This is a genomic window from Streptomyces sp. ACA25 (genome assembly GCF_028200735.1).
Taxonomy (GTDB): domain Bacteria; phylum Actinomycetota; class Actinomycetes; order Streptomycetales; family Streptomycetaceae; genus Streptomyces.
The window spans coordinates 150,099-162,337 of record NZ_JAQKPV010000007.1; the positions used below are offsets into that span (position 1 = coordinate 150,099).

Sequence of the window (12,239 nt, forward strand, 5' to 3'; positions counted from 1 at the left end):
CGTCCGGGCGACTCCTCCCCCACCACCCCGGCCGACTCAGCCTATTGTCCGGAATTGCCCATGAATCAGCCCCATGGATGTGCCCATGGATGAGGCCGCGGTGCGGGGACCGCGGTCGCGGACAGCGAGGAAGGTCCATGCACGAGCTGTCCATCGCGGTGGCCGTCATCGAACGTGCCGAGGACACCGCCCGGGAACACGGGGCCACGGGAGTCGAGTCGGTGCGGCTGCGGGTCGGTGCGCTGGCCGGAGTGGTCGCCGAGTCCCTGCGGTTCGCCTTCGAGGTGGCCCGCGAGGACACCGCACTGCACGGGGCGCGGCTGCTGATCGAGGAGGTTCCGGCCCGCGCCCGGTGCACCGCGTGCCCCGCCGAGTTCGCGGTGGGCACCCCACCGGAGCTGTGGTGCCCCCGGTGCGACAGCCCGGCGACCGAGCTGCTGTCGGGCCGCGAACTCGAGCTCACCGAGGTGGACCTCACCTACCACGACACAGCCGGCGGCGCGCGCCGGGACGAAAGGGTGATCCGATGATGTGCCGGGTAACGGATCTGCGGCAGGCGGTACTGGCCAAGAACGACGGACTGGCCGGGCAGCTGCGCGAGAAACTGGCGGCCGACCGGGTCACCATGGTCAACATGCTGTCGAGCCCCGGCAGCGGCAAGACCGCCCTGCTGGAACGCGTCCTCACCCGAACGGTCTCGCTCGGCATGCCGGTGGCCGCGCTCACCGCCGACCTCGCCACCGAGAACGACGCCCGGAGACTGGCCGGAGCGGGCGCGCCGGTGAAACAGGTCCTCACCGACGGCCTCTGCCACCTGGAGGCCGGCCAGCTGCGCGGCCACCTGGAAGGCTGGCTCCCGCAGGACACCCGGGTGTTGTTCGTGGAGAACATCGGCAACCTGGTCTGCCCCGCCTCCTACGACCTGGGCGAGACCCTGCGGGTGACGCTCATGTCGGTCACCGAGGGCGAGGACAAGCCGCTGAAGTACCCGACGGCCTTCGGTCTGGCCCATCTCGTCGTCCTCACCAAGGACGACCTCGCGGGCCCCGCCGGCTTCGCCCGGTCGGCGTTCCTGGACAACGTCGCCCGGGTCAACCCGGGCGTGCCCGTGCTGCGCACCTCGGCCAGAACCGGGCAGGGAGTCGGCACCTTCGTCGAGCACGTCCTCGCCGTCCGGGACGGTGCGCCGGTGCACCGGCCGCCGCTCGCCGGCCGGCACCTGCGCGACCATGCCCATGACCACGACATCCCGGCGGCGGCCCCACCTGCCACGCCGGCCCCCTGAACGTGCCGCACCCCGGGAACGACAGCGCCACCGCCGCGGTGCCGCACGGCACCGCCGCGGCTCTCTCTCCGGCCGCGGCGGTGCGGCGGCGCGTCACGGTGCGGGGCATCGTGCAGGGCGTGGGCTTCCGCCCCTTCGTGCACGCCCTCGCCGTCGAGCTCGGTCTGTCCGGCCATGTGACCAACAGCGCGCGGGGGGTGCTCGCCGAGGTCGAGGGCGAGCCCACCCGGGTCGCTGACTTCTGCGCACGCCTCACCGCCCATGCCCCCCCGCTGGCCACCGTGACCGCCGTCGCCCACCAGGACGTACCGGTCCGGGGTGGCACCGGCTTCGCCATCCGCCCCTCCGAGGGCGGGGCGGGCCGCACCCTGGTGCCACCGGACACCGCGGTCTGCGCGGACTGTCTCGCCGAGCTCGCCGACCCGGCGGACCGCCGCCACCGGCACCCGTTCATCACCTGCACGCACTGCGGCCCGCGCTTCACCCTGACCACCGCGATGCCCTACGACCGCGCCACCACGACCATGGCCGGCTTCCCCCTGTGCGCCGCCTGCGAAAGGGAGTACCGCGACCCGGCCGACCGGCGCTTCCACGCCCAGCCGGTGTCCTGCCGGTCCTGCGGCCCCCGCCTGGTCCTGGACGTTCCGGCCGACGGCCCGGAGCCGGACGGGCCGCCGGCCGGCGACGCCGCCGTGGCGCGGGCCCGAGCGCTGCTGGCGGACGGCGCCGTCCTCGCGGTCAAGGGCATCGGCGGCTACCACCTGGCCTGCGACGCGGGCTCTCCCGAGGCCGTGCAACGGCTGCGGGAGCGCAAGGGCCGCGGCGCCAAACCGTTCGCGGTCATGGCAGCCGATCTGCGGACCGCCGAGCAGCTCGCGCAGGCGGGCCCCGCCGAGCGCGCCGCGCTCACCGGCCGCCGCCGCCCCATCGTCCTGCTCCCCCGCCACCCGCGCGCACCGGGCACCGGGAGCCCGCTGCTGGCCGGGGCGGTCTGCCCCGGCAGCCCGGACGTCGGGGTCATGCTCCCGTACACACCCCTGCACCACCTGCTGTTCGGCCTGCCCGGCGACCCGCCCGGGCCCCGCGTGCTCGTCATGACCAGTGGCAACCGCTCCGGGGAGCCGCTGGCCATCGGCGACGCGGAGGCCCGCGAGCGGCTCGCCGGGCTGGCCGACGCCTGGCTCCGGCACGACCGGGAGATCGCAGTGCCCTGCGACGACTCGGTGATCCGGGTCCGGGCCGACGGCAGCGAAGTGCCGCTGCGCCGCTCCCGCGGCTGGGCCCCGGTGCCCCTCGACCTGCCGGTGCCCGTACCACCCTCCCTGGCCGTCGGAGGCGACCTGAAGAACACCTTCTGCCTCGGCGAGGGCCGCTCCGCCTGGCTCTCCGCCCACATCGGCGACCTGGACGGCTTGGCCACCCAGCGCGCCTTCACCGGGGCGCTCGGCCACCTGCGCGCGCTCACCGGGGTCCGTCCCGTCCTGGTGGCCGCCGACCGCCACCCCGGCTACCGATCCACCCGCTGGGCCCGGGAGCGGCCGGACGGGCCGGCACCGCACCTGGTGCAGCACCACCACGCCCACATCGCCGCCGTCATGGCGGACAACGGACTGGACGGCAGCGCCCCGGTCATCGGCATCGCCTTCGACGGCACCGGTTACGGGGACGACGGCGCGGTGTGGGGCGGTGAGGTCCTGCTCGCCGACTACCGCGGATACCGCCGGCTGGCCCACCTGGGGTACGTACCGCTGCCCGGCGGAGACGCCGCGGTCCGCAACCCGTACCGGATGGCGCTGTCACATCTACGGGCCGCCGGCCTGCCCTGGGACCCCGACCTGCCCTGCGTCGCTGCCTGCCCGGCCGGCGAACGGCGCGTCCTGGAACGACAACTGGAACGCGGCATCGCCTGCGTACCCACGTCGAGCATGGGCCGGCTGTTCGACGCGGTCTCCTCCCTCCTCGGCATCCGGCACCGCGTCGACCACGAGGCCCAGGCAGCGGTCGCTCTCGAAGCGGCGGCCCGGGAGGCCGGCCACGCCACCGGACAGGATCCCGCGACGGAAGCTCCGGGCGGACGTGGCCGGGCCCGGCCGCCCTGCGCTTTCGCTCTCCTGCACCCGCCACCGGCCGGTGACGGAGACGCGGCCCCCCACCGGCTGGACCCCGCACCGGTTCTGCGGGCCGTCATCACCGACCTGCGGGCAGGCACCCCGGTCCCGGTGATCGCCGCACGGTTCCACCACGCGGTGGCCGGTGCCGTCACCCGGGTCTGCCGCACCGCCCGCCGCGACCACGGGATCCGCACGGTCGCCCTGTCCGGCGGCGTCTTCGGCAACGCGCTGCTGGAGGAGTCCTGCACCCGGCAGCTCACCGCGGACGGCTTCACCGTCCTGCGGCACCACCACGTACCGCCGGGCGACGGCGGCCTGGCCCTCGGGCAACTCGTCGTCGCCGCCGTACAGACCGCGCCATCCGGACAGGAAACGGAGAACAGCCATGTGCCTGGCAGTGCCCGGCAAAGTGATCGCCATCAGTGAACGGGACGGCAACCGCATGGCGGAGGTGGACTTCGGCGGCGTGGTGAAGGACGTGTGCCTCGCCTACCTGCCGGAGGTCGCCGTCGGCGACTACGCCATCGTCCACGTCGGCTTCGCCCTGCAACGCCTGGACGAGGAGTCGGCGCTGGCCACGCTGAAGCTCTTCGAGCAGATCGGGGCGCTCGACGAGGAGTTCGGCGACGCCTGGGCCCTCGCGGCCGAGGAGAGCGGAGGAACCCTGCCGCCGGAAACCGGGACCGACACCGCAGTGGAGGAAGCACGATGAAGTACCTGGCAGAGTTCAACGACCCGGAGCTGGCCACCCGCCTGCTGGACGACATCCGCGCCACCACCACCCGCCCCTGGGCGATGATGGAGGTCTGCGGCGGCCAGACGCACTCGATCATCCGGCACGGCATCGACCAGCTGCTGCCCGACGAGATCGAGCTGATCCACGGGCCGGGCTGCCCGGTGTGCGTCACCCCGCTGGAGATGATCGACAAAGCACTGGAGATCGCCTCCCGCCCGGAGGTCATCTTCTGTTCCTTCGGCGACATGCTCCGCGTTCCCGGCACCGACCGTGACCTGTTCCGGGTCAAGAGCGCGGGCGGTGACGTCCGGGTGGTCTACTCCCCGCTGGACGCCCTGGACATCGCCCGCCGCAACCCCGGCCGGCAGGTCGTGTTCTTCGGCATCGGATTCGAGACCACCGCCCCCGCCAACGCCATGACGGTGCATCAGGCCCGCAGGCTCGGCATCGAGAACTTCAGCCTGCTGGTCTCCCACGTACGCGTCCCGCCCGCCATCGACGCCATCATGCGCGCCCCGGACTGCCGGGTGCAGGCCTTCCTGGCCGCCGGGCACGTGTGCAGCGTCATGGGCACCGAGGAATACCCCACCCTCGCCGAGCGGTTCGGGGTACCCATCGTGGTGACCGGTTTCGAGCCCCTGGACATCCTCGAGGGCGTCCGGCGCACCGTGCGGCAGCTCGAGCGCGGAGAGCACCGCGTCGAGAACGCCTACCCGCGGGCCGTCCGCGAGGAGGGCAACCCGGCGGCGCTGCGCATGCTCGAGGAGGTGTTCGAGGTCACCGACCGGCCGTGGCGCGGCATCGGGGTGATCCCGGACAGCGGCTGGCGGCTGTCCGAAGGATTCCGCTCCTACGACGCCGAGTACCGGTTCGACGTCACCGGCGTGCACACCGTCGAGTCCCCGCTGTGCCGGAGCGGCGAAGTACTGCAAGGGCTGCTCAAACCGCACGAGTGCGAGGCGTTCGGCACCGCCTGCACCCCCCGCAAACCGCTCGGCGCCACCATGGTCTCCAGCGAAGGGGCCTGCGCCGCCTACTACCTCTACCGGCGGCTCGACGCCGCCACGCCCAGGGAGGCGACCCCCGTTGGCTGACATCACCGAGCTGCCCACCGCCCCGCCCGACCCGGCACAGTGGACCTGCCCGGCCCCGCTGCGCGACCACCCCGTGGTGGTGATGGGGCACGGCGGCGGCGGTGCGCTGTCCGCCGAGCTCGTCCGGCACCTCTTCGCACCCGCCTACGGCGGCGCGCTCATGGCCGCGATGGGTGACTCCGCCGCGGTCACCCTCGGCGGCGCGCGGCTGGCCTTCACCACCGACTCGTACGTGGTGCGCCCGCTGTTCTTCCCCGGCGGCAGCATCGGGGACCTGGCGGTCAACGGCACGGTCAACGACCTTGCCATGAGCGGTGCCCGTCCCGCCTTCCTGTCCTGTGCCTTCATCCTCGAGGAGGGCACGGAGCTCACCGTCCTGGGGCGTGTGGCGCAGGCGATCGGCGCGGCAGCCACCGCAGCGGGCGTCACGGTCGCCACCGGGGACACCAAGGTCGTCGACGCCGGGCACGGGGACGGCGTATACGTGAACACCGCCGGCATCGGCCTGATCCCGGACGGCGTCGACATCCGGCCGCAGCGGGCAGCCGTCGGTGACGTGGTGGTCGTCAGCGGTCCGATCGGTCTGCACGGGATCGCCATCATGAGCGTCCGGGAGGGCCTGGAGTTCGGCACCGGGATCTCCAGCGACACCGCTCCGCTGGGCGGGCTGGTCGAGGCCATGCTGGCGGTCACCCCCGATCTGCACGCGCTGCGGGACCCGACCCGCGGCGGGGTGGCCGCCGCGCTGAACGAGATCGCTGCCGCTTCGGGCACCGGGGTGGTTCTCCACGAACGCGACGTGCCCGTGCCGGAGCCGGTGGCCTCGGCCTGTTCCTTCCTCGGACTGGACCCGCTGTACGTGGCCAACGAGGGCCGGCTCATCGCCTTCGTTCCCCGGGACCGGGCCGACGCCGTGCTCGAGGCGATGCGGCGGCATCCGCAGGGAGCCGGCGCGGCCGTCATCGGGGAGTGCGTCGCGGACCACCCCGGCATGGTGGTGGCGCGTACCGCCCTCGCCGGCACCCGGGTGGTGGACCTGCCGCTCGGCGAGCAGCTGCCCCGCATCTGCTGACCCCGGATGCCGGCCCCGGCCGCCCGCCCGCTCCGGCGGCAGGCGGCCGGGGCCGGGTCAGCCGGGCCCCGGGGCCGCCGGGCCGGGCCCGGCCTCCGCCGGGGGCAGGCGAACCGCGATGATCGCGATGTCGTCCCGGCCGATGCCCGCGGGTTCACTGAGCAGGTCGTCGCAGAACAGCGCCAGTGGCATCTCCACCACCTCGGCGGCATGACGGCGCAGCCGGTCCAGGCCGTCGTCGAGGTGCTCCCCCGGACGTTCCACAAGACCGTCGGTGTAGAGCATCAGCGTGCTTCCCGCCGGGAGCGGTTCGATCGCGTCGACGCGGAAATCGGAGAGACCGAGGCCGATCAGCGGATTGTGCGCCTCCTCCAGGAAACGCGCCTCACCCTCGGGGCTCACCAGGAGCGGCGGGGGGTGCCCCGCAATGGAGTAGTAGAACTGCCACCCGCCGCCGACGGCGCGCTCCAGGCGGCCGAGAACGCAGGTCGCCGTGGGCTCCTCAGGGTCGAGGAGCTGGGTGGCCCCGTCCAGGCGCCGCAAGATGTCCCCCGGCGGCTCCAGCCGGTCCGCCGCCAGCCCGCGGAGCATGTTGCGCATCTTGCTCATCGTGACCGCGGCTTCGAGGTCGTGACCGGCGACATCTCCGATCGCGACCACCAGGTGGCCGTCCGGCAGCACGAAGGAGTCGTACCAGTCGCCGCCGACCTCGGCGGCCGTCGGGCTGGCCAGGTAGCGGGCCTCGATCTCCAGGTCCTCGAACTGCGGCGGGTCGGTCAGCAGGCTGTGCTGCAGCGCCAGGGCCAGGCGCTGGGTGCGGTACAGCTGCAGGGCGTGGGCGAGCGGGGCGTGCTCGACCAGCTCACGCATCAGGGTGATGTCCGCGGGGCTGATCGGGTCGCGCTCTCCACACACCACGGCCGTCACAATGGCGGCCACCACACCGTCGACCACCACCGGCAGAATCGCGGCACTGTGCGCCTCGGACTCCCGGAGCCAGTCGAGGGTCCCCGGTGGCGTTTCCTCCTCCGTCAGGTCGTCGGGGTGGAAGGAGGCGAAGATCGGGCGGCGGTCCCGCATGACCTGCGCGAAGGCGCTGTCCGCGGTGAACCGTTCTTCCCGGCGGGGCGCCAGGCCGGGCGGCAGTCCCGCCCGCACGGCGTTGGCGACCCGGTCCACGGACACCGGTCTTCCGGGGGTGGCGGTGCTCGGGTAATTCGGCAGGAGGTAGATGGCGCACGCGTCAGCGAGCGCGGGAACGATCACCCAGCTCAGCGAGTCACATGCCTCCAGCACGTCCTGCGAGTCGGTGACGACCGTCGCGGCCCGGGCGAGCAGCTCGGTGCGCCGGTCGTGAATCCATTTGGACTCCACATCGGTGTACACGACCACCCACTCGACCACCTCCCCGGCTTCCCGGATCGGCACCGCCCGGACGAGGCTGTGCCGGTAGACACCGTCCCGGCGGCGCAGCCGGTAGCCGTACTCGAAGAGATCGGGGGTGTTCCGGACGGCTTCGAGCCAGGCTTCGGCGAGTGGTCCGCGGTCCGCGGGATGCGCGGTGTTCAGCCACCCGTGTCCGCGGGCCTCCTCCCAGGTCTGCCCGGTCTCCTTCTCCCACGCGGGGCTCCGCTCGATGACGCGGCCCTCCGGATCGGTCACCCACATTTTCTGTTCGGCAGTGGAGAGCAGACTTTCGTAGCGGTGCAGGATGCGCCGGCGTTCCTCGGAGAGAGCACGGTTCCGCTCCTCGGAGAGGACCTGTTCGGTCACTTCCACACCGACGACCAGCACTCCGCGGCCGCGGCTCTCCGCATTGATCGGCGTGAGACGGAAGTCGAAGGACCGGTCCTCCGGCCCCTCCCCCGGGGTCGTCGCGGCGATCGGGTAGCCCTTGAGCAGCACCGTCTCGCCGGTGCGGTAGACGTGACCGAACCACTTCTCGGCGTCCTCGCGTACCTGGCCGGTGAATCCCTCGGCGATCGGGCTGCCCGGCAGGGGGCCGGGGAGGATGCGGCCGTACAGGATGTTCCGGTACGCGAGAACGTGGTTGCTGCCCCAGGTGACCGCCATCGCCACCGGGGCGGAGTCGAGCAGGGCCAGGGACAGGCCGTCGCGGGCGGCCTCTCCGCTGTCCATAGCTTCCATCTGACCCACCAAAGGGCACGCTTCCGCGCACCGTGATCATGTCGCACACACGAAATCGACATCTACGGCTAATAATGACCAATGGTCCCATTGTCTCCCCCGGTCGGCCGCCCCGCCACACCCGCACCTACGGCCCGGGCCAAGGCTGGTGTGGGGACGGGCCGCTGCACTGAGACCACGCTCACTGCTCGTATGCGTCCACCAGTCCCTGGACGTCGATCTTCTTCATCGTGAGCATGGCTTCGGTCACCCGCTTGACCCGCGCGGGATCGGGGTCGTTCAGCAGCTCGTTCAGCTGCACGGGAATGATCTGCCACGACAGCCCGAACCTGTCCTTCAGCCAGCCGCACTCCTGCTCCTCCCCGCCGGCGCCGAGCTTCGCCCAGAGCTCGTCCACCTCTTCCTGCGAGGCACAGTCCACGGAGAGCGAGACCGCCTCGCTGAACGGGAAGTCCACACCGCCGTTGAGTGCGATGAACTGCTGGCCCGCGAGCTCGAAGGTGAGAGTCATGACCGACCCCGGCTCTCCCGGCCCGGCCTCTCCGTACCTCTGGACGTCGAGGACTCGGGAGCCCTCGAAGACGGAGGTGTAGTGCCGCACCGCTTCTTCCGCCTCGTGGGCGAACCACAGGCAGGTCCTGATTTTCTGCACGACGTCTTTCTCCTCGCTCGGAGCCGGCCGGGGTCTGTCTCCGGTGGACCGGTCACACCGGCGGAACTCATCGCTCCACGCCGGTCCGTCCACCCCTCCATGGGTCCGTTGGCCGGACAGTCCGCGTACTGACCGGCCGTCGCACCCGTGACCACCACTGCCACAGAGGAGCGCGCCGCATGCCTTCCCGCACCGCTTGCCACCGGGATGGCTTCCCGTCCGGCGGGAACGAGGACTGCCGGTCCCCCCTCTCCCGGCCGACGCTACGGTGTGACGATGACGGGGCCCTCAGCCGATACGGACACCGCGCAGGGGATGGCGCGGCTCCGGCCGCCCGTGAAGCTGCGCGCGCATCAGGAAGCGGCGCTCGCCGGGCTGGCCGAGGTGCAGGCGCACGGACACCGGCGCGCCTGGGTCGTGCTGCCGCCGGGCGCCGGCAAGACCGTGACCGGGCTGGAGGCCGCCCGGCGACGCGGCCGGAAGGTGGTGGTGTTCGGCCCGAACACCGCGATCCAGGGGCAGTGGCTGCGGGAATGGGCGGGCTTCGGCCCCGACCCCCTGCCCGCCGGCACCGGCCGCTCCCTGCGGTCTCCCGTCACCGTGCTGACCTACCAGGCACTGGCCTCGTTCGATCCGGAAGCCGAAGTGGCGGAGGACGGCGAACCGGCGACGGGTGAGGGGGACGGCACCCGGCACCTCCACCGGCTGCGCCCCCGGGGGCGAGAGCTGGTCGGTGCGCTGCGGAAGGCCGGAGAGGTCACGCTGCTCCTCGACGAGTGCCATCACCTGCTCGACACCTGGGGCGAACTGCTCGCCGAGCTGCTGCGGGAACTCCCCGAAGCCACCGTCATCGGCCTCACCGCCACCCCGCCCGAACGACTCACGTCGGCCCAGGCGGAGCTGGTCGGGGAGCTGTTCGGCCCGGCGGTCCGCGGCCCCTCGATACCGGCTGCCGTGCGGGAGGGGTATCTCGCCCCTTACGCGGAACTGTCCTGGCTGACCGCGCCGACCACGGTGGAGTCGGAGTGGCTGGCCTCCGAAAGCGTCCGGTTCACCGAGCTGACCACCGGTCTCCTCGACCCCGGCTTCGCCTCCGTCCCCTTCCTGCACTGGCTCGACCGGCGCATCGTGCAGCGCCGCGGACAGCACTCGGACGAGACACCACTGCCCTGGTCACGCTTCGCCCGTGAGCGGCCCGGCCTCGCCACCGCCGGTCTCCGGTTCCACCACGCCGGCCTGCTGGAGCTGCCCGAAGGGGCGCGGCTCCAGGAGGAGCACCGCCGCCCGCCGGACGCTGCCGACTGGGTGTGCCTGCTGGACGACTACATCCGCCGGTGCCTCCGGCACAGCGGTGATCCGCGCGACGTGCCCGCTCTAGCGGGCATCCGGGCCGCGTTGCCCTCCGTCGGGTATCAGCTGACCGCCCGCGGCATCCGGGGCGGCCGTTCCCCCGTGGACCGGGTACTGGCTCGCAGCGCGGCCAAGACGACCGCGGTCCGGGAGATCCTCGCAGCCGAGGACTCCACCCTCGGCGACCAGCTGCGAGCCGTCGTCCTCTGCGACCACGAGCGGGCGTCCGCGACCCTGCCCGCACGGCTCACCGGTGTCCTGGGCGAGCAGGCGGGATCCGCCCGGCTGGTGCTCGAGGAACTGGCCGCCGACCCCAGGACCGCGTCTCTGGGGCCGCTGCTGGTCACCGGCCGCACAGTGGCCGCCGCACCGGACACGGCCCGGCGTTTCGTCGCCTTCTGCACCGCGTCGGCCCCTGACCTGCTGCTCGACCCCGTTCCCCCGGACCCCCCGCCGGGTCCGCCCGGATCGGGGCACACCGTCGAGATCACCGGACGGTGGACAAGCCGCCGCTGGGTTGCGCTGGCCACCCGGTTCTTCGAGTCCGGCGGCTGCCGGACGCTGATCGGCACCCGCGGCATGCTGGGCGAGGGATGGGACGCCCGCACGGTCAACACGCTTGTCGACCTCACCGAGGCCACCACCGCCACCGCCGTCGTACAGATCCGCGGCCGAGGGCTGCGGACCAGCCCTTCCTGGCCCGGCAAGGTCGCCCACACCTGGTCGGTGGTGTGCGTCGCGGAAAGCCACCCCAGAGGAAACGGGGACTGGGACCGCTTCGTCCGCAAACACGAGGGCCACCTCGGGATCACCGAGGCCGGCGAGATCATGTCCGGCGTCGCCCACGTCCACCCGGAGCTCTCCCCCTACGCGCCACCACCGGAAGCGGACTTCGACCGGTTCAACGCCCTGATGCTGCGCCGGGCAGCGGACCGGGACCACGTGCGCGCGCTGTGGCGCGTAGGTACGCCGTACGAGGACCGCCTGGTCCACACCCTCCGGTTGACCGGCCCGCCCACCGCCTCCCGCGGGGACCTGCGCCGGCCGCAGGGTTCGGCCCGGCTCCCCGTGGCGGTTCCCGCCGCCCGGGGTTACCTCCCCGACGGGGTCCCCGTCGGCCGGGAGCCCGGCATCGCTGCGGCGGGGGCGCTGCTCCCGGGCGCAGCCCTGTCACCCCTCGAACTGTGGCCACTCCCGCTGCTCGTCGCGGGCGCGGGGGGCTGGGCGGCGTACCGCTGGGCCCGGACCTCCGCTGCCGCGCGCCACCTGCGCACCGTGGCTGCCGAACCGGTACTGCCCGCCCTCGCCTGGGCGGTGGCCGACGGTCTGCACTCCGCAGGACTGGTGCCGCGCGGGGCGGAAGCGGTCTCCTTCGAGCCGGACGAGACCGGCGCGTACCGGGCCGAGCTGGACGGCGTACCCGTGGCGGCGTCGCATTGCTTCGCCACCGCCCTCGACGAAGTCGTCTCCCCGCTGACCGACCCCCGCTACCTCCTGCCGAGGTACGTCCTGACCGACACCACCCGGCGGGCGGCCCGGCACCCCGCCCCCAATCCGGTGGTGTACCACGCGGTCCCCACGGTGCTCGGCGAGAACCGGCGCCGGGTGAACTCCTTCGTCCGCGCCTGGAACGCCCGGGTCAGCACCGGGCGCCCGGTCTTCACCCGCAGCCCGGAGGGCGTCGGCCTGCTAGCCGCCCAGACCGGTCACTCCCCGCTGGATCTCACCACCACCCTCCGCACCGCCTGGACCTGACGAAGCCGGCACGGAGAGGCCAGGCGGCGCGGCGTC

General features: G+C 73.0%; 9 protein-coding genes. 7 read left to right on the forward strand and 2 right to left on the reverse strand.

All coding sequences use genetic code 11. The features are described 5' to 3' along the window. Window positions 1-137: 137 nt before the first annotated feature. The 6 genes from hypA to hypE all read left to right on the forward strand — a co-directional run bounded on the left by hypA (window position 138) and on the right by hypE (window position 6,298). The gene (gene hypA, locus PJ985_RS13270; protein ID WP_271683915.1) at window positions 138-530 is read left to right on the forward strand and encodes a hydrogenase maturation nickel metallochaperone HypA; all 393 of its coding nucleotides are present in this window, start codon (window positions 138-140) and stop codon (window positions 528-530) included. Continuing rightward, entirely contained in the window at window positions 530-1,285 is a 756-nt protein-coding gene (hypB, locus tag PJ985_RS13275) for a hydrogenase nickel incorporation protein HypB (protein WP_271684040.1), read from the forward strand. The genes hypA and hypB overlap by 1 nt, the downstream gene beginning before the upstream one ends. Before the next feature lie 38 nt (window positions 1,286-1,323). Continuing rightward, complete coding sequence (gene hypF, locus PJ985_RS13280) at window positions 1,324-3,822, forward strand: carbamoyltransferase HypF (protein ID WP_443033486.1); 2,499 nt, start codon at window positions 1,324-1,326, stop codon at window positions 3,820-3,822. Next, the gene (locus tag PJ985_RS13285) at window positions 3,782-4,108 is read left to right on the forward strand and encodes a HypC/HybG/HupF family hydrogenase formation chaperone (protein ID WP_271683916.1); all 327 of its coding nucleotides are present in this window, start codon (window positions 3,782-3,784) and stop codon (window positions 4,106-4,108) included. Before hypF ends, PJ985_RS13285 begins: the two co-directional genes overlap by 41 nt. Then, on the forward strand, window positions 4,105-5,226 hold the full coding sequence (gene hypD, locus PJ985_RS13290; RefSeq protein ID WP_271683917.1) for a hydrogenase formation protein HypD: 1,122 nt from the start codon (window positions 4,105-4,107) through the stop codon (window positions 5,224-5,226). The genes PJ985_RS13285 and hypD overlap by 4 nt, the downstream gene beginning before the upstream one ends. Window positions 5,227-5,308: 82 nt before the next feature. Then, window positions 5,309-6,298 (forward strand): hydrogenase expression/formation protein HypE, encoded by a 990-nt coding sequence (gene hypE / locus PJ985_RS13295; protein WP_443033487.1) that lies wholly within the window; start codon window positions 5,309-5,311, stop codon window positions 6,296-6,298. Between the two features lie 57 nt (window positions 6,299-6,355). On the opposite strand, the gene PJ985_RS13300 is transcribed toward hypE, so the two are convergent. Both PJ985_RS13300 and PJ985_RS13305 read right to left on the reverse strand, forming a co-directional pair. Then, window positions 6,356-8,437, reverse strand: a complete 2,082-nt coding sequence (locus PJ985_RS13300) for a SpoIIE family protein phosphatase (RefSeq protein WP_271683919.1) — start codon at window positions 8,435-8,437, stop codon at window positions 6,356-6,358. Window positions 8,438-8,627: 190 nt separating this feature from the next. Further along, window positions 8,628-9,098, reverse strand: a complete 471-nt coding sequence (locus tag PJ985_RS13305; protein ID WP_271683920.1) for a VOC family protein — start codon at window positions 9,096-9,098, stop codon at window positions 8,628-8,630. A 276-nt stretch (window positions 9,099-9,374) separates the two neighbouring features. Here PJ985_RS13305 and PJ985_RS13310 point away from each other — a divergent pair, with 276 nt between their 5' ends. Further along, on the forward strand, window positions 9,375-12,203 hold the full coding sequence (locus PJ985_RS13310; protein ID WP_271683921.1) for a DEAD/DEAH box helicase family protein: 2,829 nt from the start codon (window positions 9,375-9,377) through the stop codon (window positions 12,201-12,203). Window positions 12,204-12,239 lie beyond the last annotated feature (36 nt).